26 protein-coding genes and 1 tRNA gene are annotated in these 26,902 nt (G+C 67.0%); 10 read left to right on the top strand and 17 right to left on the bottom strand.

Going from position 1 to position 26,902, the window contains the following annotated elements; all coding sequences use genetic code 11:
* Window positions 1-117: 117 nt before the first annotated feature.
* Together ABD260_RS26390 and ABD260_RS26385 are read right to left on the bottom strand one after the other, a co-directional pair.
* Window positions 118-2,076 (bottom strand): CocE/NonD family hydrolase, encoded by a 1,959-nt coding sequence (locus ABD260_RS26390; protein WP_344237464.1) that lies wholly within the window; start codon window positions 2,074-2,076, stop codon window positions 118-120.
* 392 nt (window positions 2,077-2,468) lie between these two features.
* The gene (locus ABD260_RS26385; RefSeq protein WP_344237462.1) at window positions 2,469-3,308 is read right to left on the bottom strand and encodes a helix-turn-helix transcriptional regulator; all 840 of its coding nucleotides are present in this window, start codon (window positions 3,306-3,308) and stop codon (window positions 2,469-2,471) included.
* Window positions 3,309-3,409: 101 nt separating this feature from the next.
* Here ABD260_RS26385 and ABD260_RS26380 point away from each other — a divergent pair, with 101 nt between their 5' ends.
* Together ABD260_RS26380 and ABD260_RS26375 are read left to right on the top strand one after the other, a co-directional pair.
* Window positions 3,410-4,156, top strand: a complete 747-nt coding sequence (locus ABD260_RS26380) for an SDR family oxidoreductase (RefSeq protein WP_344237460.1) — start codon at window positions 3,410-3,412, stop codon at window positions 4,154-4,156.
* Between the two features lie 34 nt (window positions 4,157-4,190).
* On the top strand, window positions 4,191-5,240 hold the full coding sequence (locus ABD260_RS26375) for a hypothetical protein (protein WP_344237458.1): 1,050 nt from the start codon (window positions 4,191-4,193) through the stop codon (window positions 5,238-5,240).
* Here the strand turns inward: ABD260_RS26375 and ABD260_RS26370 are convergent.
* A complete protein-coding gene (locus ABD260_RS26370) occupies window positions 5,189-6,064 on the bottom strand; it encodes an NAD(+)/NADH kinase (protein ID WP_344237456.1) in 876 nt (291 codons plus the stop codon). The two genes, ABD260_RS26375 and ABD260_RS26370, sit on opposite strands and share 52 nt — an antisense overlap.
* Complete coding sequence (locus ABD260_RS26365; RefSeq protein WP_344237454.1) at window positions 6,061-7,083, bottom strand: SPFH domain-containing protein; 1,023 nt, start codon at window positions 7,081-7,083, stop codon at window positions 6,061-6,063. Before ABD260_RS26365 ends, ABD260_RS26370 begins: the two co-directional genes overlap by 4 nt.
* A 138-nt stretch (window positions 7,084-7,221) precedes the next feature.
* On the opposite strand from ABD260_RS26365, the gene ABD260_RS26360 reads away from it, so the two are divergent.
* Both ABD260_RS26360 and ABD260_RS26355 read left to right on the top strand, forming a co-directional pair.
* Window positions 7,222-7,974: an NUDIX hydrolase gene (locus ABD260_RS26360; protein ID WP_344237452.1), complete on the top strand. Its 753-nt coding sequence runs from the start codon at window positions 7,222-7,224 to the stop codon at window positions 7,972-7,974.
* 113 nt (window positions 7,975-8,087) lie between these two features.
* A complete protein-coding gene (locus ABD260_RS26355) occupies window positions 8,088-8,768 on the top strand; it encodes an SDR family NAD(P)-dependent oxidoreductase (protein WP_344237450.1) in 681 nt (226 codons plus the stop codon).
* On the opposite strand, the gene ABD260_RS26350 is transcribed toward ABD260_RS26355, so the two are convergent.
* The 11 genes from ABD260_RS26350 to ABD260_RS26300 all read right to left on the bottom strand — a co-directional run bounded on the left by ABD260_RS26350 (window position 8,725) and on the right by ABD260_RS26300 (window position 16,840).
* Entirely contained in the window at window positions 8,725-9,618 is an 894-nt protein-coding gene (locus ABD260_RS26350; protein WP_344237448.1) for a carbohydrate kinase family protein, read from the bottom strand. The genes ABD260_RS26355 and ABD260_RS26350 overlap by 44 nt on opposite strands.
* A 116-nt stretch (window positions 9,619-9,734) precedes the next feature.
* Window positions 9,735-9,953 (bottom strand): helix-turn-helix domain-containing protein, encoded by a 219-nt coding sequence (locus ABD260_RS26345; protein WP_344237446.1) that lies wholly within the window; start codon window positions 9,951-9,953, stop codon window positions 9,735-9,737.
* Entirely contained in the window at window positions 9,953-10,585 is a 633-nt protein-coding gene (locus tag ABD260_RS26340) for a DUF2975 domain-containing protein (protein WP_344237444.1), read from the bottom strand. Before ABD260_RS26340 ends, ABD260_RS26345 begins: the two co-directional genes overlap by 1 nt.
* Before the next feature lie 64 nt (window positions 10,586-10,649).
* Window positions 10,650-11,279, bottom strand: coding sequence for a CoA transferase subunit B (locus ABD260_RS26335; protein WP_344237442.1), 630 nt, complete (start codon window positions 11,277-11,279; stop codon window positions 10,650-10,652).
* 1 nt (window position 11,280) lies between these two features.
* Window positions 11,281-12,069 (bottom strand): CoA transferase subunit A, encoded by a 789-nt coding sequence (locus tag ABD260_RS26330; RefSeq protein ID WP_344237440.1) that lies wholly within the window; start codon window positions 12,067-12,069, stop codon window positions 11,281-11,283.
* A gap of 122 nt (window positions 12,070-12,191) precedes the next feature.
* Window positions 12,192-13,124 carry a tetratricopeptide repeat protein gene (locus tag ABD260_RS26325; RefSeq protein WP_344237438.1) on the bottom strand — a complete coding sequence of 311 codons (933 nt, stop codon included), beginning with the start codon at window positions 13,122-13,124 and terminating at the stop codon, window positions 12,192-12,194.
* 77 nt (window positions 13,125-13,201) lie between these two features.
* A complete protein-coding gene (locus ABD260_RS26320) occupies window positions 13,202-13,900 on the bottom strand; it encodes a carbohydrate-binding family 9-like protein (RefSeq protein WP_344237436.1) in 699 nt (232 codons plus the stop codon).
* Entirely contained in the window at window positions 13,893-14,384 is a 492-nt protein-coding gene (locus ABD260_RS26315) for a hypothetical protein (RefSeq protein ID WP_344237434.1), read from the bottom strand. Before ABD260_RS26315 ends, ABD260_RS26320 begins: the two co-directional genes overlap by 8 nt.
* A 9-nt stretch (window positions 14,385-14,393) precedes the next feature.
* Complete coding sequence (locus ABD260_RS26310) at window positions 14,394-15,725, bottom strand: J domain-containing protein (protein WP_344237432.1); 1,332 nt, start codon at window positions 15,723-15,725, stop codon at window positions 14,394-14,396.
* Window positions 15,726-15,794: 69 nt separating this feature from the next.
* Window positions 15,795-15,871, bottom strand: a tRNA-Pro gene (locus ABD260_RS26305).
* Window positions 15,872-15,895: 24 nt separating this feature from the next.
* A complete protein-coding gene (locus tag ABD260_RS26300) occupies window positions 15,896-16,840 on the bottom strand; it encodes a metallophosphoesterase (RefSeq protein WP_344237430.1) in 945 nt (314 codons plus the stop codon).
* A gap of 26 nt (window positions 16,841-16,866) precedes the next feature.
* Here ABD260_RS26300 and ABD260_RS26295 point away from each other — a divergent pair, with 26 nt between their 5' ends.
* The 5 genes from ABD260_RS26295 (at window position 16,867) to ABD260_RS26275 (ending at window position 21,355) form a co-directional block, all read left to right on the top strand.
* Window positions 16,867-17,334 (top strand): GatB/YqeY domain-containing protein, encoded by a 468-nt coding sequence (locus ABD260_RS26295; RefSeq protein ID WP_344237428.1) that lies wholly within the window; start codon window positions 16,867-16,869, stop codon window positions 17,332-17,334.
* 233 nt (window positions 17,335-17,567) lie between these two features.
* On the top strand, window positions 17,568-20,006 hold the full coding sequence (locus ABD260_RS26290; RefSeq protein WP_344237426.1) for a glycoside hydrolase domain-containing protein: 2,439 nt from the start codon (window positions 17,568-17,570) through the stop codon (window positions 20,004-20,006).
* Window positions 20,007-20,010: 4 nt separating this feature from the next.
* Window positions 20,011-20,346, top strand: a complete 336-nt coding sequence (locus ABD260_RS26285) for a hypothetical protein (protein ID WP_344237424.1) — start codon at window positions 20,011-20,013, stop codon at window positions 20,344-20,346.
* A 66-nt stretch (window positions 20,347-20,412) separates the two neighbouring features.
* A complete protein-coding gene (locus ABD260_RS26280) occupies window positions 20,413-20,850 on the top strand; it encodes a DUF2690 domain-containing protein (RefSeq protein WP_344237422.1) in 438 nt (145 codons plus the stop codon).
* Between the two features lie 61 nt (window positions 20,851-20,911).
* A complete protein-coding gene (locus ABD260_RS26275; RefSeq protein WP_344237420.1) occupies window positions 20,912-21,355 on the top strand; it encodes a hypothetical protein in 444 nt (147 codons plus the stop codon).
* Between the two features lie 46 nt (window positions 21,356-21,401).
* Here ABD260_RS26275 and ABD260_RS26270 read toward each other — a convergent pair whose 3' ends face one another.
* Both ABD260_RS26270 and lon read right to left on the bottom strand, forming a co-directional pair.
* Window positions 21,402-23,750 carry a transglycosylase domain-containing protein gene (locus ABD260_RS26270; RefSeq protein WP_344237418.1) on the bottom strand — a complete coding sequence of 783 codons (2,349 nt, stop codon included), beginning with the start codon at window positions 23,748-23,750 and terminating at the stop codon, window positions 21,402-21,404.
* Window positions 23,751-23,882: 132 nt separating this feature from the next.
* Entirely contained in the window at window positions 23,883-26,234 is a 2,352-nt protein-coding gene (lon, locus tag ABD260_RS26265) for an endopeptidase La (protein ID WP_344237416.1), read from the bottom strand.
* A 196-nt stretch (window positions 26,235-26,430) separates the two neighbouring features.
* On the opposite strand from lon, the gene ABD260_RS26260 reads away from it, so the two are divergent.
* Entirely contained in the window at window positions 26,431-26,886 is a 456-nt protein-coding gene (locus ABD260_RS26260) for a GNAT family N-acetyltransferase (RefSeq protein WP_344237414.1), read from the top strand.
* The last annotated feature ends 16 nt before the right edge of the window (window positions 26,887-26,902 follow it).

Raw genomic sequence — 26,902 nt, 5'->3', positions numbered from 1 at the left:
TGCTCCCCAGGAGTCGGAACCGAATTCCACAGTCCAACTTCTGGGGACCAGTTCAACGGTGGGTTGGCCCCTGAGAATCTCGGGGCCAAACCCACCAGCTCAGGGGTCAACCCCGGATCAGCGGGAAGCTTCGACCATCTGCTTCATGAGCTCGACCGGGTTCTTTTCCGGTTCGGGCTGGGCCAGGCGGGTGGACGGGACTCGCGCTTGCGGGACCTCGGCTGTTTGCAGGGCTGTGGTGTAGCCCGTCAGCGGGAGGGTGAGGGACGAGCGGGACGGGTCCAGGGTGATCGTCGCGCCGGTGAACGGGATGGACGGGTTGTCGGGCTCGACCGTCAGCACCAGGCCGAGACGGTGGCCGGGGGCAAACACCACGTCATCGGCGTTGAGCTCAAACGATAGGTCGTACCAACGATCGGATCGCAGGGATTCCTTGGTGTACAGGGATTTGTAGTGACCGACGTCGGCCAGACTGCGGACGACGACCGAGGTGTCCGATACCGCGGTGTTGATTTGGGTTTGCGCGTAGCAGCCAGTGTCGAGGGCGTTGCCCCCGCCCCAGCACACGCGCGTGTTCGGTACGTTCGTGACGTTCACGTACCGGTTCGCCGTACCGTAGTCGACCAGCCGGGCTTTGATGCCTGCGGCAACTTTGTTCACCTTGACCCGGACCGAGACCTTCCCGGTACCGCTGACCCGGACCGCCTTCTCCAGCGCGTCACTGAGGAACACGGCGCGATCCGCCCGCTGAGTCGTCGGGTCGAGTACGACGGTGTCCGCGGACTCCTTGTCCGTACCGGTGAAGCTGATCGGGTCGCTCGACGCGGCCGCGATCGACAGCCCACCGGCCTTCGCACCGGCCGCCTTGCTCAGCTTCAGCGTGGTTTGCCGGGCACCGGTCGCCGGCCAGCGCGCCTCGTCGACGAACGAACCGTCCTCACGCTGGATCGTCGCCTGCGGGGTCTGCATGACGCCGTTGTTCAGACCCTGCAGCCAGTAGTCGAACCACGGGTGCAGCTTGTCGACCCACTCGTCCCGGAAGCTGAACCCGTCCAGGTGCACGCCCTGGTGCAGGAAGATCTTCCGCGGCACGTTCCGCTTCGCGAGCTCGTCCCACCATTCGCCGAACTGGCGGGTCTTCACGTTCTCGTCGCCGAGCCCGTGCACGACGTACACACTCGCCTTCACCTTCGAGGCGTCGAGGCGGTAGTTCCGCGGATCCCACCATTTGCTGTACGAACCGGTGCGGGTGTCCGAGTCCTGCTCGATCTCGTTCGTCATCGCGGCGCACCGCGGGGACGCGTCATTGCTGACGTAGTCGTGCAGGAAGCCCATGTACTCGTCGTAGAACGGTACGCCGAAGCCGCGGGTGTAGTCGTACCAGCTGGAGATCGCCGCGATCGGGACAATCGTCTGCAATCCGCGTACGCCCGTGCTGGCGACCGAATTCGCGATGGTGCCATTCCAGGACACGCCGATCATGCCTGCTTTGCCGGTCGACCAGTCCGCCTTCGCGACGCTGCCGTCCGGTTTGTGGGCGGTGGTGCGGTTGTTCAGCCAGTCGATGACGGACTTCGTCCCCAGTACCTCCAGGTCCGCGCCGACATCACTGCATCCGGTCGAGCGGAACGTACCGGGCATGTCGACGAAGGCGACGGCATAACCGCGCGGTACGAAATAGTTGTCCAGCCAGCTGCCGTACACCTGACGTACGCCGACGCCGTCGAAGTAGCCGGCCGGGTCGCTCGCGTAGTACGGCGAGGCCTGGATGATGACCGGTACGTCGATCCCGGCGTCGGCGGCTTCGCTCGGACGGATGATGTCGACGGTGACTTGATCGGTGATCCCGTTCGCGTCACCGTCGAGTTTGGGTACGTCGACCTGTACGCGTTCGTGGATCGCCTTTCCGTAGTCGTACACCGGCACCGTCGCGGTTCCTCGTACGAACGGCCGCTCCGCGCTGGTCTTTTGTACGAGCGGCTGCTCCGGTGCCGCGACCGCCTGCAACGACGCGGCCGGCACCACCACAGCCGCAACAACCAGGGCCAACCCGGCCCGAATCCGATTCCTGCGCATACGAGCATCTCCCCCTATGGGCGGTAGGTGAAGCCTCAATCTGAACACAATCCCCACCCACCCGCTCACCTCCCGTAAACAACACGGGAAAACCGTCACCCAGGAAGGACACACCTCCGGCGCGACAGCTCATCAGGCGGCGCGAACTGTGGTGGCCTGAGCTGCACTTGGCGAGCAACTGCGGTTGGGGCAGCGGCAGTGCCCCGCGCGAGCAACCGGCATTCGAGCAGGGTGCTGTGGTGGTTGTGGAGGGTGTGGTTTACGGCGGGGTTCACCTCTGAAACTGCTGGTTCACGGCCTGCATCCGGGCAGTAACCGCCCAGCTAAGAGGCGAACCTCTCGACTGCACCTTCTACTGGCGGGTTGTTTCGCCGCTGGCCTGTTGTAGGCCGTCAGCGGTGAGATAAGGCGGCAGTGGAGGGGGAGGGGGTGGTGGTGCGGAGGTTTAGCCAGGCGGCGGTGGAGGGGGTGGTGGGGGTGTAGGTGAGGACGTGCTGGTCGGGGTCGCCGGGGAGTTGGAGGGACTCGAGGGTGAAAGTCAGTTGGCCGGCGGTGGGGTGGTTGAGGGTTTTGGGGCAGTGGGAGCGGTTTTGTACGTCCTGGGAGGTCCAGAAGCGGTCGAAGTCCGGGCTGGCGGTGCGGAGTTCGGTGACCAGGGCGTGCAGTTCGGTGTCGTCGGCGTACTCGGCGGATGCGCGGCGCAGCAGAGCGACGGCGTCCTGCGCGACTGTGTTCCAGTCGGCGTAGTACGTGCGTGAGTCCTCGTCCAGGAAGTACAACCTGGCGAGGTTCCGCCGCGTCGGGTCCTCGAAGTCGGCGATGACGGCGGTGGCGGCGTCGTTCCAGGCGAGGACGTTGCTCAGGCGGTCGACGACGATCGCGGGGAGTTCGCGCATCGCGTGGATCATCGCCTGGAGTTGCGGCCGGACAGTCGGCTTCGGCGGTACGGCGGGCGGCGCGGAGCAGGCGAGCGTACGCAGATGGTCACGCTCCGCCTGGTTCAGCCGCAACGCGTCGGCGACCGCGGTCAGTACGGCAACCGACGGATTGCCGGCACGACCTTGCTCGAGCCGCACGTAGTAGTCCACGCTCACACTGGCCAGCAGCGCGACCTCCTCCCGCCGCAACCCGGCGACCCGCCGGTCATGCCCCGGCCGAAGCCCGACGTCCTCGGGGCGCACCCGGGCCCGTCGCGTCTGCAGGAACTCGCCCAACTCCGGTCGCGCACTCACCCGCCCAGTATCCCCGCCCGCCCAACCGCCTGGGTGGTACTGCCAGACCTACGGTCGAACCGGCTCTTCTGCGCCCAACATCCAATGACGACGGTTGAAGCATGAACACTTCACGCACCGCACTCATCACCGGCGCCGCCAGCGGAATCGGTGCCGCTATCGCCACCCGCCTTGCCGCCGACGGCGCTTCGGTCGCCTTGCTCGCCCGGCGCCGCGACCGCCTGGAGAAGGTCGCCGCGGAAGTCACGGCAGCGGGCGGTACAGCGCTCGTCGTACCCGCCGACGTCACCGAGCCGGACTCCGTGGCCGAGGCCGCTGCATTGGTACAGAACCGCCTTGGCGACCTCGACCTGCTGGTCAACAACGCGGGCCTGATGCGGGTGGTCCCGTTCGCCGACGGCCCGCTGGACGACTGGCGGCGCATCGTCGATGTCAACGTCACCGGCGTCATCACCGTCACACACGCCTTCCTCCCGGCCCTGCGAAGGTCGGCGGCGACGCGTACGACCGACCTGATCAACGTCTCGTCGCTCGCCGGTGAGCGCATCAATCCAGGCATGGCCGTGTACGGCGCGTCCAAGTCCGCGGTCAGCCACCTGACCCGCACGCTCCGCGCCGAACTGGCCCCCGAAGGCATCCGCGTGACCGACCTCGAACCCGGCATGATCGGCGACACCGAACTCGCCGACACCTTCCCGCCCGAACTCCAGGCGATGGTCGACGATCTCCGCAAGACCCTCCCCGCGGTCCCGGTCAGCGAGGTCGCGGACCTGGTCGCGTACGTGATCAACCGCCCGCGCCACGTCAACCTCCCACACTTGCTCATCCAGCCGTCGAAGGAGATCTAGCACTTGTTCACCCAGCCTTCGTAGCCTCGCGGGCATGATCACGACGCGACGTACGCTGTTGAAGGCCGGCGCTCTTGGAATCGGACTGGCCGCGACGCCGGGGTTGTCGCCGGCCGCGCGGCCACGGCGGACTCGGGTGCTGTTGGCAACTAACGAGCCGTGGGGGACGTACCACGCGCAGCCGTTGCTGGCGGAGGCGAAACGGCGTGGTTGGGAACTGATCCAGGTCGTACCGGACCTGACCCAGCTCAAGCCCGGTGACCCGGTGCGGGTCGCGACGCTGAATGACGTACCGCAGGCTGATCTGCTGGTTATGAATGGCGCCGAGGCCTGGCCGGCGGATGTCGCGAAAGCGCTGAAGCGGCTGCCGATGGCGGCGAGTTCGCTGGCGTACCTGAAGCCGGTGGAGGCGCCGCGGGCCAAGGAGTTCCGATCGCGCTTGGAGCTGGTCACGGCTGCTTCGCCGGCCGAGTCCGAGGTGTTCGGGGCGTACTTGGGCTGGCGCCGGCGCGTACGCATGGTGGGCTCGGCGCAGACGGACACGCTGCCGAAGTACGCCCCGCGGAAGGACCGCGTACTTGTGCTGACGAGCGTCACGCACCCGGATCAGACCGGCAACGCGGCACCCGGTACTCAGCTGTTGCTCGATGCCGCGGCGAAGTTGGAGGCGGCGGGGAAGCACATCGTCGTGGGGCTGCATCCGCGCGAGGACCGTACGCTGTGGGATCGCTACGAGCTCAGCTCGCTCGGCTCGGTGCCGGAGTCGGCGACCGTGGAGTGCGCGGTCGGTATCCCGGGCACGGTGTTCCCGATCGTCGCCGCGGTCGGCGTACCGCTGGTCGGCTGCGTCGACCCGAAGCTGCAGGTGCCGGACTACATCCTCAGCGTCTGCTCGTCGACAATCGACAGCCCCGAAGCGGCGGTTGGCGCGATCGAGAACGCCAAGCCGGCCAGTCGCGGCGCGGTGTTCAACGCGGTCGGTCCGATCGGCGGCTCGGCCCGTCGGCTGTACTCGGCGTGGCACGCGACCATTCAGAGCACCAAGTGCAACTTGACCGGCGCCACGCCGATCTTGACGCGCTGACCCCAGCCGATGCTCAAGGTGTCGGACTCCATCCCGTCGCCGAACACGACCAGATCGGACTCGGCCGTGATCGTCAGCGAGTCCGGTGCCTTGAGCAACCCTTCGGTGTGGTCGGTGCCGGTCGCGGGCGACGGCCACGCTTCGCGTACGAACCAGCACAGTACTGGCGCGGTCGGGCCGGGCAGGGCGAGTGGACTGCGCCGTTCCTGCCAGGCCGATCGGCACCAACCGGTCGCCCCGGTGCCGGTGCCGATCAGGACTCCCGATGACGACTGTCGCTCGGGCAGCCCGTCCGGGGAGCTCAGCCGGTACCGGGCGGATTGGTGCGTACGGTGCCCGAGGTACACCTCGTTCAATGCGACGAGTTGCTGACCATCATCGGTGCGTGCGGCAACCATCGTCCGCTCGGCCACATCGCGGCTGCGCAGTACGTCGGCGATCGCGGCCGGCTCATGCGGTACCAGTACGCCGGGGTTCCGGTCCGGTTCAGGGTTGATGCCGATCACCGGCTGGCCGTTCAGGTACTTGGCGACGTTCGCGACCAGACCGTCCTGGCCGACCGCGATCACCACATCCTCCGGGGCGAACCCGAACCGGTCCAGGTCGTTGCGTTCAGCAACAGCTCGGCGCCAGTCCAGCGGGATCGCCGCCGAAACCGCTGCCAGTGCGTCCTGCTGGGCCTGGTGCCGTACGTCCAGCTCGGCGAGGTCGCGGCCGCGTCCGGCCAGGAAGAACCCGGCCTGCTGCCGTGTCCCGTGCCGGGCGACGAGCTCGGTCAGCTCGGTCGCCCGGTGCACGATCACGGCCCTGGGTGGCAGCGTCATTGCGCGACCAGCTTGGCCATCAGCGGGGTGATCAGGTCGGGTGTCAGGTTGAGCGAGCCGATCTCCGGCAGGCCGGTTTGCTTGATCGCGAGGGCAAGGACGGTCGCCGCGTCGAGTTGTCCGTACGCCTCCAGGATCGCCTGTTCGGTGGCTGCTTCGGCTGCACCCAGCGCGCGCTTCGCGTCGGCCTCGGCCGCACCCAGTACGCGCTTGGCGTCCGCCTCCGCTTGGCTCAGCGCGCGCTGACGGCCGGCGGCTGCCTCGGTCTCGATCTGCCCGGCCGCGGCGGCTTCGGTCGCGCGCATCCGCTCGTTCTGGCCGCGCTGGTTGACCAGCTGCTCTTCGCGGCGGGCGAGCTCGATCTGGTTCTGCAGCTCGTTCTCCGCGATGGAGCGTTCGCGTTCGACGGCCATCGCGCGCCGTTCGTACGTCGCCTTGTCCGCGGCCTGCTGCACCGACTCGCGCGCGGGGGTCTGCAGCGCCTTCTCGACGTCGCGCTCGGCCCGGAGCGCGACCACGCGGACGTCCTCGACGCCGATGCCGAGTCCGCTCAGCCGTCCGTCCGCACGCAGCCCGGTGCCGACGGCTTGACGGACGGCGGTCAGGCCCTCGGACAACGCCTGGGTCAGGGTCATCCGAGCGAGCAGGTCGAGCGCGGTCTGCTGGGCCAGCTCGGTCAGCAGGCCGCCGATCTGTTCGAGCGGGGTCGACCGCCAGAGTCCAGTGTCCGGGTCGATGCCGAAGTCCAGCCGGGACGCGGCCAGCTCCGGGTCGGTGACGCGGTACGTGACCGACGCCTGGACCGCGACGTCCTGGAAGTCGGCGGTCCGGCCGTGGAACAGCAGCGGCTGCTCGCGGTCGTCGATCGGTACCTCGCTCAGCGACGAGTTCAGCGCCCGGAACCAGAACGCCTGGCCGGGTCCTTCGTGCGCGAGTTTGCCGTTGCGGAGGTGCCGTACGTGGGTGGTGGGGTTCGCCCGCAGGTGACTGACGAGGCGGAACCGGGTGATGTCTGCCATTGCTGCTGTCTCCTTGTCGTCACTATGACGATAAGAGGGTTCGTGGCTTTTCGTCAAGGTGACGATTAGAGTGTGGGGATGGGGTGTGACGGAGATGGGCGGCGGAGTGTTCCTGGCGCATCCGGTAGCCGCGGTGGAGTGCCGGCCCGGCCTGCCTTGGCGGCGCGCGGGCCGGCGGCCGGGGCTGATTTCGTGCCGGTGGGGGTGGCTGCGGATCTGGTCATCCTGACGGTGCGGGACGGGCGGCTGCAGGTGCTGCTGATCCGGCGGGGCATCGAGCCGTACCTGGGGCGGTGGGCGCTGCCTGGTGGTTTCGTGCGGCCGGACGAGGATCTGGAGTCGGCCGCGCGGCGTGAGCTGGCTGAGGAGACCGGGCTGTCGTCGGAGCGGATCCACCTCGAGCAGGTGGCGACGTACGGCGCGCCGGACCGCGATCCGCGCGGGCGCGTGGTCAGCGTGGCGTACTTGGCGCTGGTCCCCGATCCACCCGCGCCTGTCGCCGGCTCGGACGCCTCGTCGGCTTCATGGGTCGAGGTCGCCAGCCTCCTCCAAGACGGCGCCGCAGGGCCTGAGGCTGTAGCTGATGGTTTGGCGTTTGATCATCGCCGGATTCTGGGTGACGGGGTCGAGCGGGCGCGGGCGAAGCTCGAGTACTCGCCGCTGGCGACCGCGTTCTGCCCGGCGGAGTTCACGATCTCCGAACTGCGCGGGATCTACGAAGCGGTCTGGGGTACGCCGCTGGACCCGCGCAACTTCCACCGCAAAGTCACGAAGACAACGGGCTTCGTCGAACCATCCGGCGCGACCACGACCCGCGACGGCGGCCGCCCCGCCCAGCTCTTCCACCGCGGCACCGCCCCAACCCTGCACCCACCGATGACCCGCGGCTGAACCTGACCGCCAACCGGCTGGCACGGAGGACCTTGACCTTCGGTCAGCTGGAGTGGCCGTCTGGCGTGGATCGGCTTGACCTCCAGTCGGCTGGAGGTGTTTGCCTGGGGCCCATGACCTTCACCGGACGACACGTACTCGTCACCGGCGCCGGCCGTGACACCGGGCGGAAACTCGCCCTGGCGTTCGCCAATCGCGGCGCGCACGTTCTTGCCACCGCGCGAACCATCGCCGCCGCCGAGCAAACAGCCGAGCTCATCCGGGCCGCGGGCGGTGCCGCGACCGCCGCCGTACTCGACCTTTCCGACCCAGCCTCGATCGAACAACTCCCCGTCGACCAGCTCGATGTACTCGTGAACAGCGGCGCGCGCTACCTCGACGGCACCGCAACCGCCGCGGAGATCGGTGACACGATCGCCGGCGCGGCCACCGGTACCGTCCTGCTCACCGAGCGCCTGCTCCCGCTCCTCCGCGCCTCGGACCGTCCCGACATCGTCAACCTGATCTCCGCCGCGGGCGAGCCGGGCCACCATCGATCAGAAGCGCACCCCGCGTTCTACGCCGCCAAGCACGCGCAGGCCGGGTACGCCGAAATCCTTTCCGCACGGCTGCGGCCGGAAGGAATCCGGGTGATCTCGCTCTTCCCGCCCGACTTCGTCCAGGACGGCCCGCGAGCGGCGGAAGCCGAGCTGACCGCTGACTCGGTGGTCGACTGCGTCCTGTTCGCGGTCGGTCAGCCTCGCGACTGCTTCATCCGTGCGTTCTACTTCGAACAGCGAGCTCCTCAGCCGTGATCAGGTTCGTGTGGGTGCCCGCAGAGCCGCACGCCCAGGAACCGGCGAGCGTGCCCGCGAGGGCGGCTTCGGGCCAGGTGGCTCCGTCGAGGTAGCGCGCCAGGAACGCGGCGACGTACGCGTCGCCGGCGCCGTTGGTGTCGACGACCGGGCGGTCCTTGAACTCGATGGCGGGGAAGTGCTGGACGGATTCGCCGCGGACGTGCAGGTAGCTGCCGTCCGCGCCGGCCATCGCGATCACCACCTCGGCGCGGCCGTTCGCGAGAATCCACTCCACGCCGTCGGCCGGCAGCGAGCTCGCGGAGACGAAGACGATGTCCGAGGCGGTGGCGAAGTCCTTGTGATGGTCGTTCTGGCCGTCCCAGTCGTGCAGGTCGGTCGAGATCGAGCGGTCGGCGGCGATCGCGTCCCCGAGGGCGTCCCGGGCGAAGTCCATGATCGAGACGTGGACGTGCTCGGCGCGCCGGATCAATGGTCGCCACAAGTTCGGGTCGACGCGCAGTCCGTACGGGTGGCGGCCGTCGTACAGCGAGAGCCGGCGCCCGTCCGGCGACACCAGGTTCACCGAACGCCGGGTGCCGCTCGGGTGCAGCGCGAAGCGCAGCGGCAGCCCAAGCTCCTGGTACGTCCGCCGAATCCGCTCGCCCTCCGGATCGTCACCGATCACATCCACCAGGCCCGCCCGCAAACCCAGCAGGTGGCACCCGAGCGCGACACCGTGCCCGGTATGCGCCAGGTACGACTCGATCGGCTCGACCGAGACCGAGTCCACGTCCGCCAATGGCAGCGCAGGCACCCGCACGATCGTGTCGATCCCAACCCCACCGATCACCAACACATCCAACTCCACCCCACCCGTAATACCCGACTTCCACCTCCTAACCCAGCCCTCTTCCGGCAACTGATCTCCGATACTCCGCCTGAGCTCCCGTCGCTCACTCCAATCAACCGCTCGGCTACGAGGAGTCACCGGATTTCGAGGAGATCGCCTGGCTGGCAGTCGAGGGCGTCACAGATCGCGGTCAGGGTGGAGAAGCGGATCGCCTTGGCGCGGCCGTTCTTCAGGACCGACAGGTTCACGACGGTCACATCGATGCGCCGGGCCAGCTCCGCCAAGGTCAGGTCGCGCTCGGCCAGCAGCCGGGCGAGATTGACCTGGATGCGGTGGTCGTCCTCCGGTGGCATCACACCAGCCCTTCGGTGTCCTCGCGGAGCCGTACGCCGACGCGGAACGCCTGCGCCAGTGCGGCGACGACGGCTGCGACACCGAGCGGCAGGAAAGAGATGTGCCAGGAGAACGGCACATGCTCCTCGAGCGGTGTACCGACCACGAGGAAGTGGTTGGTGAGGGCGGTCAGCAGGCCGTCGCCGAGCGAGCCGATCACGATCAGGATCGAGATCCCGAAGATTCGGCGCGGGTTGCGGGGCTCGAACGGGTCGCCGGTGCTCAGCGTGCGCGCGACCAGGAACAGCAGGTAGAGGCCGAGCAGGATCGGCACCGCGTTGAAGAGGGCCGGCAGGTCGAGCAGGACCCGCTGACCAAGGCTCGGGTCGGCAACGGTGAGGGTCGCGGATTCGGCGGCGGACAGCGTCATGACGCCGCCTCCCGTCATGCCGCCGCTTCCGGTCAGGCCTCCGCTCGCGGCGAGCGGTTGCGCCAGGTCGGTCACGCCGACCTCCCGGGTGGCGCGGGCGCCGATCAGGCCGGCGATGTGCAGCGCCGGGATCAGCACCCCGAGCAGCCCTTCGATCGCGAAGGCGAGACCGAGCAGACCGGTCAAGGCGTTGCTGTCAGTACGGCTCCAGCCAAGTTTCATTCCAAGTACCCCCATATCGTTTCTCGATACTAACGATAAACGATATGGGGGTACACCGGATCGGCTACTGCTTGATCGGGGCTCCGGTTTTCGCCTGCAGCTCGTCGAAGGTGATGCCGTCGGCGAGCTCGACCAGGCGCAGGCCGTCGTCGGTCACGTCCAGGACGGCGAGGTCGGTGATGATCCGGTCGACCACGCCGCGGCCCGTGTACGGGAGGGTGCACTCCTCGAGGATCTTGTGCGACCCGTCCTTGGCGACATGCTCCATCAGCACGATCACCTGCTTGGCGCCATGCACCAGGTCCATCGCGCCGCCCATGCCCTTGACCATCTTGCCGGGAATCATCCAGTTCGACAGGTCGCCCTTGGCCGAGACCTGCATGGCACCGAGGATGGCCGCGTCGATCGCGCCGCCGCGGATCATCCCGAAGGACAGCGCGGAGTCGAAGAAGCTTGCCCCCGGCAACGTGGTGACGGTTTCCTTGCCGGCGTTGATCAGATCCGGGTCCTCGTCCCCGTCGACCGGGTACGGGCCGACGCCGAGGATGCCGTTCTCGGACTGCAGCACGACCGTGACGCCGTCGGGAATGTAGTTCGGCACCAGGGTCGGCAGGCCGATGCCGAGGTTCACGTACGAACCGTCCTCGAGCTCCGCCGCGGCCCGGGCGGCCATCTGCTCACGGGTGAGTGGCATCTCAGGCCTCCAGCTTCTCGCGCTGGGCCTCATAGGCTTCGCGGGGTTGCACCGTTCGCTTTTCGATCCGCTTCTCGATGTCCTTGCCGACAGCAACGACCCGCTGGACGTACACGCCGGGCAGGTGGATCTCGTCCGGGTTCAGCTCACCAGGCTGGACCAGCTCCTCGACGGTGGCGATCGTGACCCGGCCGGCCATCGCCGCGAGCGGGTTGAAGTTGCGCGCGCTGCGGTCGAAGACCAGGTTTCCGTGCGTGTCGCCCTTGAGTGCGTGCACCAGCCCGAAGTCGGTGGTGATCGACTCCTCCAGCACATACGTCGTGCCGTTGATCTCCCGGGTCTCCTTCGGCTCCGACGCCTTCGCCACCGAACCGTCCGGGTTGTACTTCTGCGGCAGCCCGCCGTCGGCGACCTGGGTGCCGACCCCGGCGAGCGTGAAGAACGCGGCGATCCCGCAACCGCCGGCCCGCAGCTTCTCGGCCAGCGTGCCCTGCGGGGTCAGCTCGACCTCCAGCTCACCGGACAGGAACTGCCGGGCGAACTCCTTGTTCTCCCCGACGTACGACGAGGTCATCTTGGCGATCCGCTTGTCCGCGAGCAGGATGCCGAGTCCCCAGTCGTCGACGCCGCAGTTGTTCGACACGACGCTGAGCCCGGTCACCCCCTTGTCGTGCAGCGCGCTGATCAGCTGCATCGGGTTGCCGCACAACCCGAACCCGCCGACGGCGAGGCTCGCCCCGTCCCCGATGTCCGCCACCGCTTCCCGCGGTGACCCGTACGTCTTGTCCATCAGCTGCTCCGTTGCAGTCGGTGCCGATTAGCTCCCGACTCTAACCAGCCGCGCCGCGCGCCGCGATGTGGCTGACCCCACAATCCGCCGGGGGATATCCCCCCGGGGTTAACCCGAGCAGGCTAGGCGGAGGCCTCGGACGCGTTCAGCACGCCGAGCTCGTGCAGCGCCTCGAAATGCGCGTCTTCTAGGTTCGGCAGTGTCAGCACCGCCGACAGGTGGGTACGGGCACTCGGCAGGTTGCCTGAGTGCCGCGCCGTACGGGCCAGACCGATCCGGGCGGCCGCCACGGTCTCCAGCAGGTCGGAGTGCTCCCCGATGGACAGGGCACGGCTGTAGTCCGCGTGCGCGTCCTCCAGCTTCCCCAGCGACCGGTAGAGGTCCGCGCGCTCGCAGAGCAGTAGTGCGGTCTGTTCGACGAGACACAGCTGCTCAGCGAGCTCCAGTGCCTCAGTAGTGACATCCAGTGGATCGTCGACAACCTGCCGCAGGGCGCTGAGTACGAGGAACAGGCCCCACGGGTCATCCAGCATGCGAAAGCGGCCCAGCGCCGTACGCAGCGACTGCGCCGCGTCATCCGGGCTAGCAGCTGTCAGACCGGGGTAACCGCGACAGAGCTCCACCGCCGCTCGTGTCCACGCGTCACCGGCCTCGTTGCGGTTCAGTACGTCCTCAACCACGTCAGCCGGCTCGAACGGGCCGAACACCAGCGACCAGAGCAGCACGGTGATGGAGTACCGGAACGGGCCGGTAGCGGTCAGTACGACCTGCTGCGCCAGCTCCACCTGCTCCTGCTCGGCTGACGCGGCTCCGTGGATCACCGCGAGCAGGTACTCCTCGTCCAGCCCTACCGGAACAGTGCGGCCGAGCATGCTCAGTACGCGCTCAGCCGCCGCGGCGGCCTCGTCCTGGAGCCCGTTCGACCACCAGTACGCCGAGTAACGCGCGACCAGCCGGAGGGCGGTCCGCAGGTCGCTCTCACAGGCGCGTTCTATCGCGCTGACGACCTGGTCCGCCTCCAGACTGTGTGCGTCGCCGGAGTCCCCCAAGTTCACGTGCCTCATTGTCTCGTGCTCGTGTTAACGCCGTGTCACGGGGGTCACTGGGCTGCCGGGCGGAGCTACCGGGCGGATCAGAACCGCAGGACGCCCCAGTGTTCCGGCAGGTGCATGTCCTCGACGCCCTGTGGCGACCAGACCCAGAACTCGCTCTCCGCACCCTTCACGTACGCCCCGTCGACCACCTCGTGCGGCCACTGGCAGCGCATCAGGTTCATCCGCCACTCGTCACCTGGGTTCGGCGGGGTCGCCCGGCCCTTGTTGTACGCGGCCAGGTCCGCCCACGGCACCGCCAGCTCCACTGACCAGCCGGTGTCCGTGTCGGACGGGTCGTTGACCGTACCGTCGATGTGGATCGCGGTCCGCAGACCCGGCAGGTTCGACGGGTCGATCGGTACGCCACCGTCGAAGTACGGCTTCGGCAGCGTCAACTCCCAGATGGTGCCGAGCGGGTTGATCTCGAACTCGTAGTAGTTCAGCTGGTCGCCGTCCGGGTCCAGGAGCAGCTCGAAGTTGTTCTCGAAGTACAGCCTGCTGTTGTGCTCGGTCATGGTCGACCAGACGTGCGGTTCCTCGAGCAGACCGCCGACATACAGGTACTGGTCGTCGTACATCAGCTTCGCCCGGGTCCGGAACCGCGGCGCCGGGCCGTCGGCGATCGGGACGAAGTCGGTGGTCCAGGGCGCGATCGCCCAGGCCGGATCGGTCAGCGTGCCGTCCAGATTCGGTGTGGTGGTGGTCCGCGGGCACTCGTAGACGGGCAGGTCAGGCATCGGCGCGCTCCAGCAGTCGGGCGATGAGATTGGCGAGCAGGAAAGTGATGGCGGTCAGCGCCGGTACGACGGCGATGATCCAGGGCGAGTCCAGGTGACCGGTCAGGAACGCGACCACCAGCGCCACCATGAACGCCACCCCGAGGAACGGGATCAGCCGCGGGTGCGGCATCGCGAGCCGGCTCAGCGCCAGCCCACCGAGCACCACCGTGACCACCACGATCAGCACCAGCAGCGGGAGCCCGAGGGCACCGCAGTTGGTGGTGTCCCGGAACCGTTCGCAGCCGCGCTCACTCAGCCACACCAGCGCGATGGTCGCGAACCCGCAGAGCAGGCCGACAACGGCCAAGATCAGCAACGGCGGCAGCGGTGGGGCGTCGTACCGTCCCTTGCGCTCCCGCTTGGCCGCTTCAGCCTCCTCGGCGGCCTCCAGAACGGCTTCCAGATCATCCGGCATCCGGTCGTCGTCGTCCTCCTGGCTCATTGCGGCAGGCTATCGGGCTCCCAGCCCGTACGGGGCGCGGTGCAGGATGTCGTACAGCACGCGGCGGTCCAGGAGGTTGCCCTCCGCCTGGAGCCAGTGGAGCAGTTCACCGGCTGCTGTCTGCGCCGGGAGGAGCGTCACGGCGGCGTCCGGGGCCGACTGGGTGGTGATGCCGCTCTGGCCGTCCACGAATGGGTGGATGATCAGGAAGCCGCGTACGTCCAGTTCTGGGTGCCGTGTACGCCACGCTGTGAGCGCACTGTCGAGCTGGGGGCCTGCTACTGGGCGGCCGTTGCACACCAGCGAGCCATACGCGTCCAGGGCGTACGAGGCGGGCGGTCCGATGACTGAACTGACCAGCGCCATGCGGTGGCCGTTGAGGAGCAGGTGGCTGACGGCCAGGTCGCCGATGCGCGCGCCGTGTACCAGCTTGGCGGCTCGCAGCATGGAGACAACCGCGTCCAGGACGTTGGCGGTGCGGCGGTGCCGGAGGACGTCGTCCGGGGCGAGCGGGGCGGTGCGGCCGTCGTCGATGAGCGGTTCGCCGGGGCGTCCCCAGAGGTTGAAGTCGTACGCGGCGGGCGGGTCGATGGTGGTGTCGAGCGCATGTACCTTCGACCAGCGCCTGGTGAGGAAGCTGACGATGATCAGGCCGGCCAGAAGGGTAGCTAGCAACGTACGGTCGAGTGCGCCGATGTTGTTCGTGAAGAACAGGGTCCAGGTGCAGCCGAGGGCGGTTACTACGCCGTACGCCTTGAAGAGGCGGTGCAGGGGGATGCGGCGGCTCCAGTGCGGTGGTGCGGCCAGGACGATCGTGGAGGCGAGTCCGATGCCGATGGCGATGTACCAACCGCCGTCCAGACCGCTGTCCAGGAAGCTGAGCCCGACACCGACGGCGTACACCGCCAACGCCCCCAACGCGACCCCCCGCCACCGCCCAAACCCCGGCCGAACCACCACCGGCCCCTGCTCTGGCTCCGCACTCCAACCCGCACCGAACGCCTCACCAGCTCCAGCCCCACCACCCGCGCTCGGTCCACCAGCACTGTCCGATCCACCACCTGCCCCGGCGCTAGCGCCCGCACCTGTCGTGCCGCCCCCACCACCAGCCGGGCCGGTCGCACCGCCAGAGCTGGTGCCCGTGAGATGGCGGTCGTAGGCGGCTCGTTTGGCTGGGTCGCCGAGGGTGGTCCACGCCTCCTGCACGACCCGGAACAGCGCCGCGCTCCCACCCTGGTCCGGATGTACCTGCCGAACCAGCTTCCGGTAAGCCGTCTTGATCTCGGCTGTCGTAGCGGTCCGCTCGACGTTCAGGACCTCGTAGTGATCGGACCCGCTCACCCCAGCACCTCCACGCCGTGCCCGGTAACGCACTCAGGGCCAGCCACCGTAGTGACTGGCCCTGAATGTTGGTCGGGCTGACAGGATTTGAACCTGCGACCTCTTCGTCCCGAACGAAGCGCGCTACCAAGCTGCGCCACAGCCCGAAGTCGCGAGTAGCTTACATGGGCTCAGCGTCCGAGCGAAATCGGGTTTACCCGCGGCACCAAAGTGAGCAACGTCGCCTCCGGCCGGCACGCGAACCGGACCGGCGCGTACGGCGACGTACCGAGCCCGGCCGACACGTGCAAAGCCGCCTGCCGGCCCGCGTACCCCCAGGTCGAGAGCCCCTTCACCCGCGACGTGTCGAGGTCGCAGTTGGTCACCAGCGCCCCGTAGAACGGCACCGCCAGCTGCCCGCCGTGCGTGTGCCCGGCAAGCACCAGCGGGTACCCGTCTCCGACGAACGCGTTCAGGATCCGCTGGTACGGCGCGTGCGTGACGCCGATCGACAGATCAGCCCCCGGATCGACCTCACCCGCCACCTCCGCGTACCGGTCGCGCCGGATGTGCGGATCATCGGTCCCGGCGAAGTCCAGTCGCAGGCCGTTCACCTTCAGCGTCGCCTTGAGATTGTTCAGGTCGATCCAGCCGGCGCCGCTGAAGGCGGAGCGCATCTCCTCGTACGGCAGGTCCGGCCCGTGCGGCTTGTGCCGCTGCTTCGTCGCGGGCAGCAGGTACTTGCCCGGGTTCTTGAAGTGCGGTTTCCAGTAGTCGTTGGAGCCGAACACGAACACGCCGGGAAGATCGAGCAGATCCCCGTACGCACGGAGCAGCGGGCGGACCGAGTCCTCGTGCGCGATGTTGTCGCCGGTGGTAACGACCAGATCCGGATCGAGCGCGGCCAACTCGCTCACCCAGCGGATCTTCCGCTCCTGCGTGGGCATCAGGTGCAGGTCGGACAGATGCAGCACCTTCAGCGGCGCCGTACCCTCCGGGAGCACCGGCACGGTGAAGCGGCGCACGGTGAACCAGCGGACCTCGATCCCGGCTGCGTACGCGACGCAGGCGGCACCGACGGCACCGGCGACGGCCGTGGTCTTCAACGTGGCACTGGCGATCCCGCGCAAGCTCATTGCTCCAGCCTGCCACAATCATGGTCATGTCCAACTCCGGAATGAAACAGCGCCTGCACGACGACATGACCGCCGCCCTGAAGGCGCGCGACGAAATCCGCAAATCGACCCTGCGGATGGCGCTGACCGCGATCACCAAAGCCGAGGTGTCCGGCAAGGAGGCCCGCGAACTCACCGACGCCGAGGTCGTCGACGTACTCAGTTCCGAGGCGAAGAAACGCCGCGAGTCCGTCACCGCCTACCGCGACGCCGGCCGCGCCGAACTCGCCGACAAGGAACAGGCCGAGGCGGACATCCTGGCCGAGTACCTGCCCGAACAACTCACCGAGGACGAAATCAAGGCCCTCGTCACCGAGGCCATCGCCACCACCGGCGCCGCCGAACTCGGCCCCCGCGGCATCGGCAAGGTCATGGGCGCCCTCCAGCCCAAGGTCAAAGGCAAAGCCGACGGCGCCATCGTCTCCGCCGAAGTAAAACGCCAACTAGGCGCCTGACCCCAGCACCACCCCACCGGCCACATTGCACAAACCTGCAATGTGGCCGGTAGTCATTTACCACCGACCATCCCGCCGGTAGCCTTCTCCGCACACTTCGTGTCCACTCAATCCGCCCAATCGTTCGCGTTACACAGCCGCGCCCGATGCGCGTTGTGCAGCGCTGCGCCGAATGGAGACGCACGGTGCGGGATCAATTCATCACTAATCTATCCAGGAGAAATCTACTCCGATTGTTCGGTGTCACCGCGGGCGCCGGAAGTGCCGCAATTCTCGTACCGGAAGCAGCCACGGCGCAGCTGGCGCCGGTACCGCCCGCACCGGGCGACGGTCCGCTGGCCGACTCGGCGATCGGTACGCCACCGACCGCGGCCCCGCTGAGCCGGCTGACCGGCGACCAGCGTCTGTTCCAGGCCAACTTCAGCAGCCGGGGCTTGCTCTCGACGCAGGTCGACGAATGGGTACTCGAGGCGCAGCGCTGGGTCAACCGTGCGTACGCCGGGCGCCCCGGTTTCGTACCGGCACCGGAATCCGGCCGGACCGGGTGGCCGACCATGTTCGCCCTCACCCGCGCGCTTCAGCTTGAGCTGGGCCTGTCCGGGAGCCAACTGTCCGACACCTTCGGCCCGACCACGCTGTCCCTGCTCGCCAGTAAGTTCGGCGAAATCAAGGCCGGTACGCCCGAAAACGTGGTCCGGATCGTGCAGTGCGGCCTGTACTGCAAGGGCTACTGGGGTGAGTCGATCAGCGGCTCGTACGGCCAGGCGACCGAGGCATCGGTGGCGGAGATGCGCTCGAACATGGGCTTCACCGACGGCCGCAGAACCGTTGCGCCCAAGGAGTTCAAGGCCCTGTTGACCATGGACGCGTACGTGGTGGTCGAGAACGGTTCCGGGCTGGTGCGATCCGTCCAGCAGTGGATGAACCGCAAGTACGTCGACCAGTCGTGGTTCTTCATCATCCCGTGTGACGGGCACTCGTCGCGGGATGTGGCCAAAGCGCTGATCTATGCGTTGCAGATGGAGCTTGGAGTGGCCGGCGCCAATGGGACGTATGGACCGGGGACCAGGTCCGCGGTGAAGGCGCGTGCCCCGATCACGGTCGGGATGTCGGACAGCGCGATGGCTTCGTACGTCCGGTTGTTCCAGGCGGCGATGATCTTCAACAAGTACGAGGTCGCGTTCGACGGACTGTACGCGCAGCCGGTAGCCGACCAGGTACGCACCTTTCAGCTGTTCGTCGGCCTTCCGCTGAACGGCACGGGTGACTACCAGACCTGGTCATCGCTGCTGGTCAGCAACGGTGATCCCGAGCGGCGCGGTGATGCGTGCGACTGCGTCACCGAAGTCACGGCGGCGCGGGCCGCGGCCCTGGCGCAGGCGGGATATCGGGTCGTCGGCCGCTATCTGTCCAACGTCCCCGGCAGCACGCTCGACAAGAAAATCAAGCCGACCGAGCTGGCAACGATCTTCGCCGCCGGGATGCGGGTCTTTCCGATCTATCAGACGTACGGCGGCGCGGCCTCGTACTTCAACGAACAGCAGGGTGCGCGCGACGCGAGCCTGGCTTTGGAAGCAGCCAGCGACTACGGTTTCGAGCGGGGTACGACGATCTATTTCGCTGTCGATTTCGATGCCCTCGACAACGACATCACCGCGGCGATCATTCCGCATTTCCGTGGTATCGGCAAGGCAATGGAGTTGTACGGCAACCCGTACCGGATCGGCGTGTACGGGGCGCGCAACGTCTGCAGCCGGCTCTTCGGTCAAGGGCTGACGGTGACCAGTTTCGTCTCCGACATGTCGACCGGGTTCAGCGGCAATCTCGGCTTCCCGATGCCGCTGAACTGGGCGTTCGACCAGATCTCGACGGTGACCGTCGGCTCGGGTGCGGCGGCGATTCAGATCGACAACAACATCTACTCGGGCCGCGACTACGGTCAGGCCAAGGTCACCACGCGGGACAAGCTCGACACGTACTTCAATCCGGCGCACCGGCCGGCGATCGACGATCGGTTCACCGAGTACATCGACCAGGTCGAGTCGAACACGGCGAACCTGGTACACACGGTGAGCGAATCGCTGGACGTGATCGTTGCCTACGACGAGCAGATCACGAACCTCAGTCGCTCGTACGGCGTACGCAAGGCGCTGGTGCAGTCCGAGATCTACTGGGAGTACTGGAAACGCGACGTACTGGATGCCGGCGTCGATGCGCTGGTGCAGTCCTGGTACGTGTACCGGCACCAGCGTGAGGCGTGGGAGCAGGTGCCGGTCGGACCCGCGCCGACTCCGCCGCTCGTAGTCCGAGAGGACTGCAGTACCGGTATCGCGCAGATCTTCGCCGCAACCGCGATCCGAGCCCGGAACTGGGCGATGCAGCGTGGACTGATCCCCGGGAACCAGCTCGACGCCGAGGACTGGCACGTGGTGGAGAATGTCTGGAACTCTTTGCACGACGACGGGACGTACAACATCGCGACGGTACCGTTGGTGCTGTTCCAAGGGGCAGACGAGGTCGGCGTCACCGGGTTGCGGCTGAACTACACCGAAACCGAACTGAAGGCGATCTTCGCCCGCTACAACGGCACCGGCGCCGGCGCCGAACTGCACGGGCGGGAGGTCTTCGGTGTCTATCAGATCTTCGAGTCGTTCAACGCCACCACGCGTTAATGTGATGACCGTTGGGGCGGGTTACCTGGCGCTGGTTGTGGTGGGTTTGTTGCTTGGCTATCCGGTGGTGATCGGGGATCTGCTTGTGCGCCAAGTCGTCGGCCGAATCCTGGACGCCCCTTGGGCACCATTCGGTGCCGACCCCGAAGGAAAAACGGGGATGAGCGTGATCATTGTGTTCGTCATCGGCCTACCGCTGGTGGTTGGCGCAGTTGCGATCGGCAAGGCGATCCGACGGCGGATCAGCGCCGGACGAGCGATTACGGTGATCCATTTACTGGCGTCGACAGCGCTTCTTCTGCTGGGTGTCTTCGCGTTTCGCCCGCTGGTCTTTTCCTGATTGCAAGAAGCTGCAATTTTCATTCCAGCCGGCGAACTGTTGGTGATTTCAAAATCTGCTTCGCTCATGAGACTTACCAGAATATTTCTCGCCGGTATGGCGATCATTACGGGAGTCTTCGCGTGGGGCGTTCCGAGCGCGTACGCGGTCGGGTGCTACGGCGAGACGTGCTACAACAAAGGCCCCGTAGCCATGGGTTGTACGAAAGATCAGCGCCTGATCTCCGATCCCGCCTGGCGGGGCAATCTGCAGGTCCTGTACTCGCCGGCTTGCCGCGCGGCCTGGGCGGACTCCAACTGGGAGCCGCTGCACAGCTGCTGGTATTTGGAGCTGGAGCGCGCCCGCAGCAACCTGATCGTCCAGTCCCGGCTCCGGGTCGAGCACTGCCCCGGCGAAGCCCGCGAATGGACCAACATGTTCCCCGGCGGCTGGTACTACCGAGCCGTCCGCAACGACACAGCCAGCGGTGGCACCGCCGACTACACCGCCTGGGTCTTCCGCTGACCCGACGACGATCCACAGCATCTCTCCCGGGTAGTCATCCAACGGCGACAAGGAGGATTTGATGAAGAAACACCTCGTTGCACTTCTGGCGATGGCCTTTGCGGCCGTCGGTCTGACAGTAGTCACAGCACCGGCAGCCAACGCAGTCGGCTGCGTCGGTGAATCGTGCTACAACAAGGGCCCGGTCTCGATGGGCTGCACCAAGGATCAGCGGGCCATCGCTATTGATCCGCAAACCAACTACACCTATGTCTACTATTCGCCGGCCTGTCAGGCGGTTTGGGCGATTTCGTTCGCTGCACCCACCATCGGCTATCCCTGCCACACCGTGTCGCTTGAGCGGGCGCGCAGCAACCTGATCGTGCAGGGAAGGCTGACGCAGCAGTTCTGTCCGGGAGAGAAGTCCGAATGGACGAACATGTTCCCGAAAGGTTGGTACTTCCGGGCGATCGATGACGAAGGGCCTGGGTACAACACCTGGTACACCCCTTGGGTCTTCCGCTGACGAAACGACAGTGGGCCTCATCCTCGTCGGATGAGGCCCACCGCGTTTAGCCGTGGCCGCGGCCACGGCCGTTGCCGTTGCCGTTACCGCCAGGGGGTTTGGTGGAGTTTTGCGGCTGACCCTGTTTGTTGCCGTTGGAGATGTAGATGGTGACGAGCGAACCGTCGGGGGCGCCGTCGCGCTGACGGGGATCGGTGTACGCGACGGTGCCGGCCGCCTCTTCGGAGTTCACTGTGCCGGAGGCGACTGTCACCTGGAAGCCGGCCTGCTTGAGCTTGTTCGACGCGTCGTCGGGGTTCATGCCGTTCACGAACGGCAGGTCCTTCACATTGCCGCGGGAGACGGTCGAGCTCGGTGCGGTGAAGCGCGTGGTCGGGTACCCCTTGAGGGCGCCCTGCATAGCGGTCTCCCAGATCGGTCCGGCGGTCCCGGAACCCGACGCGTCCCGCATCTTCTCGCCGTTCAGCGTCTGCCCGATCAGTGGCGCGTACGGCGGAGAGGCGTCGGCCACGACCGCCGCGGCAGCAAGCTTCGACGAGTAGCCGGCGTACCAGACAGCCTTGGCCTTCTGGATGGTTCCGGTCTTGCCGGCCAAATCGCTGTTACCGAACTTCAGGTGCTGGCCGGTTCCGCCCGGCTCCATCACCTGGTGCAGCACGGCGTTGACGCCATCGGCGACCTCTGGAGCCATTGCCTGCTTGCAGTCCGCGCCGCGGGTCGGCATCGACTTGCCGGCCGAGTCCTTGACGGAGGTGATCAGCCACGGCGTGCAGTACATGCCCCGCGCTGCGAAGGCTGCGTATGCCGCGCTCAACTGCACGGGGGTCACGTAGTCGATGCCGAGGGTCATCGACGCGACCTGCTGTAGCGGCTCGCCCGATTGGGCGTTGTACAGGCCGAGCTTGGCGGCGAGCTTGGCGATCGGGCACAAGCCGGTCTGCTGCGACAGCAGCAGGAAGTAGGTGTTGGTCGACTTCTGCGCCGCCTGGATCATGGTCGGCTCGGGCACGTTCTTGGTCGAGTTGCTCGGCTGGTACGACGGGTCGCGGGTCGTCCCGTTGCAGGTCTGGAACTTGGTGTCCCGCAGGTCGATGGTGTCGGGCGCTTTGATCTTGTAGTTCAGCGGGAAGCCTTTCTCGATCGCTGCTGCGATCGTGAAGGCCTTCATCGTCGAGCCGATCTGGTAGCCGCCGTAACCACCGGCGTAGCTCTTGCCCACGTTGTAGTTGTAGGCGGTCTGCCCGCGCTTGTTGCCGTACTGGCGGCTTTGTGCCATCGCCTTCACGATGCCGGTGCCCGGTTCGACGATCGTCACCGCGGCGACGGCTTGGTCGGTCGGCTTCGAGTGAGTGTCGATCGAGCGCTGGGCGGCAGCCTGGATCTTGGGATCCAGGGACGTACGGATCGTCAGGCCGGCGGTCTTCAGGTAGTTCGAGCGTTCGGTCTTGCTTTTGCCGAAGGCCGGGTTGTTCTCGAGCTCCGAAACCACGTACTCGCAGTAGAAGGGGTATGGGCCGTTGGCGCAGCCTAGTTTGTTGGGGCGGACCTTGGCTGGGTCGATGACCGGGGTCTTGAGGGCCGAGTTGGCCTGGGAGAGGGAGATGACCTTGAGTTCGAGCATGCGGCGGATGACTACGTCGCGGCGGTCCTTGGCGCGTTTGGCGTTGTTGGTGGGGTCGTAGCCGGTGGGGTTCTTCACCAGGCCGGCCAGCATCGCGGCCTGGGCGAGGGTGAGCTGGGAGGCGTTCACCGAGAAGTAGTGCTGCGCGGCCTGCTGGATGCCCCAGGCGCCGTCGCCGAAGTTGGCGAGGTTGAGGTACTTCTCCAGGATCTCGTTCTTCGAGTACTGCTTCTCGACCGCCACCGCGTACCGCAGCTCGGCGACCTTGCGCTGGTACGTGTCGGCGGTCGCCGCGGCGACTTCTTCGGGCGTCTTCGCCTTCTCGACCAGGCTGATCTTCACGTACTGCTGGGTGATGCTCGAACCACCCTGCTGCACCGACCCCGACGACTGGTTCTGCAGCAGCGCGCGGAGCGTGCCCTTCATGTCCAGCGCGCCGTGCTCGTAGAACCGGTCGTCCTCGATCGCGACGATCGCCTTCTGCATGATCGGCGCGACCTGGCTGAGCTTGACCGGGACCCGGTTCTGCTCGGCCAGCGTCGCGATCAGCGTGCCGTCGGCGGCGAAGATCTGACTCTTCTGCTTCAGCGGGACCTCGTCGAACTGCTGCGGCAGATCCTGCAGCGTCTCGGAGGTTTTCTGGGTGGTGAAGCCGGCGAGGCCGGCGAACGGGATGGCGAGACCGGCGGCCAGAGCCCCCGACAGCACGCTCACCCCAAGGAACAGAACCACCGATTGGACGACTCCCCGGTCGCCTTTCTCCCGCACGCGCATGGTTATAGAGACTACGGGATGCGCCGTTTGGGTTACGGCGACGACTATGAGTTCAGTCACACTAGCTGGACAGGATTCATCCGAAAGGACGATAAGCCCGCGCGTGTCGCGCGGGCTTGTCGTCCAGCTACCTCAGGCGGCGTACTGGTGTGCCGCGAGCTCGGCCGGTTCGAGTGCCAGATCGAGCACTTCGCGGACGTCGCTCACCGGATGCACGGTCAGCTCGGCCAGTACGGAGGCGGGTACGTCCTCCAGGTCCGGCTCGTTCCGCTTCGGGATCAGGATCGTGGTCAGGCCGGCCCGGTGCGCCGCGAGCAGCTTCTGCTTCACGCCACCGATCGGGAGCACCCGGCCGGTCAGCGACACCTCACCGGTCATCGCGACCTCCGAACGGACCGGCCGCCCGGACAGCAGCGACGCCAGCGCCGTTGTCATCGTCACACCGGCCGATGGTCCATCCTTCGGGACAGCTCCGGCCGGTACGTGGATGTGGGCGTTCCGTTCGGCCAGATCACCGACCGGCAGACCCAGCTCCGCGCCGTGCGAACGCAGGTACGACAGGGCGATCTGCGCCGACTCCTTCATCACGTCACCGAGCTGTCCGGTCAACGTGACTCCGGTCGGGCCGGTCTCCTTGTCCGCCAGCGATGCCTCGACGAAGAGCACGTCACCACCAGCACCCGTGACGGCAAGACCGGTCGCCACGCCCGGTAGCGCCGTACGCTCCGCTGACTCCGGTGTGAACTTCGGCGACCCCAGGTACTTCTTCAGCTCACCAGAGCCGACCGTCAGGGCACCCAGCTCTTCACCCAGCGCCAGCTGAGCGGTGACCTTCCGCAGTACGCGGGCGATCGAGCGCTCGAGCTGCCGGACACCGGCCTCCCGGGTGTACTCACCCGCGAGCACCCGCAGCGCCGAATCCTGGATGGTTACTTCGTCCGCCGTCAGGCCCGCCCGCTCCAGCTGACGCGGGAGCAGGTGGTCACGGGCGATGGTGACCTTCTCGTCCTCGGTGTACCCGTCCAGCTGCACCAGCTCCATCCGGTCCAGCAACGGCCCCGGGATGGAATCCAGAACGTTCGCCGTGGCCAGGAAGACCACGTCGGACAGGTCCAGCTCGACCTCCAGGTAGTGGTCCCGGAAGGTGTGGTTCTGCGCCGGGTCGAGCACCTCCAGCAGCGCCGCGGTCGGGTCGCCCCGGTAGTCCGCGCCGACCTTGTCGATCTCGTCCAGCAGCACGACCGGGTTCATCGAACCGGCCTCCGTGATGGCCCGGACGATCCGGCCCGGAAGCGCGCCGACGTACGTACGCCGGTGACCGCGGATCTCGGCCTCGTCCCGGACTCCACCGAGCGCGACCCGGACGAACTTCCGTCCCATCGCCCGCGCCACGGATTCACCCAGCGACGTCTTGCCGACCCCAGGCGGGCCGACCAGCGCGAGTACGGCCCCACTGCGGCGACCGCCGACGACCCCCAGGCCACGGGCCGCACGACGACGCCGAACGGCCAAGTACTCGGTGATGCGCTGTTTCACATCGTCCAGCCCGGCGTGATCCGCGTCCAGTACGGCCCGCGCCTCGCGGATGTCGTAGCTGTCCTCGGTGCGATCGTTCCAGGGCAGTTCGAGCACGGTGTCCAGCCAGGTCCGGATCCAGCCGACCTCGGGGGACTGCTCGGCGGTCCGCTCCAGCTTGTCGACCTCCGCCAGCGCCGCCTTCGCGACGTGCTCCGGCAGATCGGCCGCCTCGACGCGGGCCCGGTAGTCCTCTTCCTCGGACTCGGCCTTGCCGTCCAGCTCGGCCAGCTCCTTGCGGATCGCCGCCATCTGCTGGCGCAGCAGGAACTCGCGCTGCTGCTTCTCCATGCCCTCCTGGACGTCCTTCTGGATCGTCTCGGAGACCTCGAGCTCGGCGAGGTGGTCCTTCACCCAGCCGATCAGCTTCTCCAGCCGCTCGGACACATTGGCGTTCTCGGCCAGCCAGGACTTCTGCTCGTTGGTCAGGTACGACGCGTAGCCGGCCAGGTCGGACAGCTCCGCCGGGTCGTCGACCTGCTTGATCGAATCGATCACCTGGTACGCGCCGCGACGTTGCAGCACGGAGGTGGTCAGAGTCTTGTACTCACGGGCCAGCTCGGCGGAGCGGTCGTCGGTGATCTCGTGCATCACCGTCGCGCCCACCCAGAGCGCTGCCCCCGGTCCGGTGGTCCCGGCGCCGATCCGGACCCGCTGGGTACCCCGGATCACGGCCGCCTGGGCACCGCCCGGCAGCCGGCCGATCTGCTCGATCTCGCCGAGCGTTCCGGCCTTCGCATATTTTCCGTCCAGCCGCGGCACCAGGAGGACCTGGTCGTGACCCGCGGCCTGCGCGGCATCGATCGCCGCCCGGGCCTCGCTGTCAGCGAGCCGGACCGGCACGACCATCCCCGGCAGGACCACCGCGTCGTCCAACGGCAGGACAGGAAGATTCAACGTATCGGTCACGCTGTCACACCCTTTTCAAGATTGAGTCTGACAGGCTCAACCACAGGTGTAAGCAAGTAATTCCCAGGCCCCGGAGCGTTCGCTCACGGTGAACGGAACCTGAGGGATGCCTCGGCTTCAGGTCATCGCGACGGGCACATGGGAGGCTCCTGCAATGATTGACATACGAGCTGTCCGCCCAGCGGAGCTGCAGTGGGTGGCAGAGCAGCTTGAAGATTGGAAGAGCGGATTGCTTACGCGGTTAGACCGCCTCAAACCGGACAAGTACCTCGTCGCCGCGGAGGGAGAGCAGTTGCTCGGATTCCTGGAAGGGCACCACGAATTTTCTAACTGGGGGCTCATGGCTCGGTACGCCGAGTTGCCTACCGAAGCGTTGGGATCCTACGTGCCGTTCATTTACGTTGTGCCGGAGCGACGTGGAAATGGAGTTGGTGCAGCGCTACTTCGAGAGTTCGCTCGGGAGGCGGCAGCTCGTTCGAGTGCGGCAATCGTTCTTCAGCCTGATGAGGCGGACAACGGGCGTAGTAGCCGAATCGAATTCTTCAAACAGAACGGATTTACGTGGGAGGAGCCTTCGGTCGAGTACTCCGCTCATGAACCGTGGCTCATGAGTGCGGTACCCATCGCGATCACTCAATTGAGCGACGCCTGAGACTCGGCTCCGGGCT

Origin of the sequence: Kribbella hippodromi (assembly GCF_039531045.1) — a bacterium.
Taxonomy (GTDB): domain Bacteria; phylum Actinomycetota; class Actinomycetes; order Propionibacteriales; family Kribbellaceae; genus Kribbella; species Kribbella hippodromi.
The sequence above is the reverse complement of the archived record's forward strand: the minus strand, read 5'-3'. Positions and strand labels throughout refer to the sequence as shown.

Coding starts and splice junctions, on each gene's coding strand:
- ABD260_RS26390 (WP_344237464.1), bottom strand. CDS start 2,076: ATGCGCAGGAATCGGATTCGGGCCGGGTTGGCCCTGGTTGTTGCGGCT.
- ABD260_RS26380 (WP_344237460.1), top strand. CDS start 3,410: ATGAACACTTCACGCACCGCACTCATCACCGGCGCCGCCAGCGGAATC.
- ABD260_RS26375 (WP_344237458.1), top strand. CDS start 4,191: ATGATCACGACGCGACGTACGCTGTTGAAGGCCGGCGCTCTTGGAATC.
- ABD260_RS26370 (WP_344237456.1), bottom strand. CDS start 6,064: ATGACGCTGCCACCCAGGGCCGTGATCGTGCACCGGGCGACCGAGCTG.
- ABD260_RS26365 (WP_344237454.1), bottom strand. CDS start 7,083: ATGGCAGACATCACCCGGTTCCGCCTCGTCAGTCACCTGCGGGCGAAC.
- ABD260_RS26355 (WP_344237450.1), top strand. CDS start 8,088: ATGACCTTCACCGGACGACACGTACTCGTCACCGGCGCCGGCCGTGAC.
- ABD260_RS26345 (WP_344237446.1), bottom strand. CDS start 9,953: ATGCCACCGGAGGACGACCACCGCATCCAGGTCAATCTCGCCCGGCTG.
- ABD260_RS26340 (WP_344237444.1), bottom strand. CDS start 10,585: ATGAAACTTGGCTGGAGCCGTACTGACAGCAACGCCTTGACCGGTCTG.
- ABD260_RS26335 (WP_344237442.1), bottom strand. CDS start 11,279: ATGCCACTCACCCGTGAGCAGATGGCCGCCCGGGCCGCGGCGGAGCTC.
- ABD260_RS26330 (WP_344237440.1), bottom strand. CDS start 12,069: ATGGACAAGACGTACGGGTCACCGCGGGAAGCGGTGGCGGACATCGGG.
- ABD260_RS26320 (WP_344237436.1), bottom strand. CDS start 13,900: ATGCCTGACCTGCCCGTCTACGAGTGCCCGCGGACCACCACCACACCG.
- ABD260_RS26315 (WP_344237434.1), bottom strand. CDS start 14,384: ATGAGCCAGGAGGACGACGACGACCGGATGCCGGATGATCTGGAAGCC.
- ABD260_RS26300 (WP_344237430.1), bottom strand. CDS start 16,840: ATGAGCTTGCGCGGGATCGCCAGTGCCACGTTGAAGACCACGGCCGTC.
- ABD260_RS26295 (WP_344237428.1), top strand. CDS start 16,867: ATGTCCAACTCCGGAATGAAACAGCGCCTGCACGACGACATGACCGCC.
- ABD260_RS26285 (WP_344237424.1), top strand. CDS start 20,011: ATGACCGTTGGGGCGGGTTACCTGGCGCTGGTTGTGGTGGGTTTGTTG.
- ABD260_RS26280 (WP_344237422.1), top strand. CDS start 20,413: ATGAGACTTACCAGAATATTTCTCGCCGGTATGGCGATCATTACGGGA.
- ABD260_RS26275 (WP_344237420.1), top strand. CDS start 20,912: ATGAAGAAACACCTCGTTGCACTTCTGGCGATGGCCTTTGCGGCCGTC.
- ABD260_RS26270 (WP_344237418.1), bottom strand. CDS start 23,750: ATGCGCGTGCGGGAGAAAGGCGACCGGGGAGTCGTCCAATCGGTGGTT.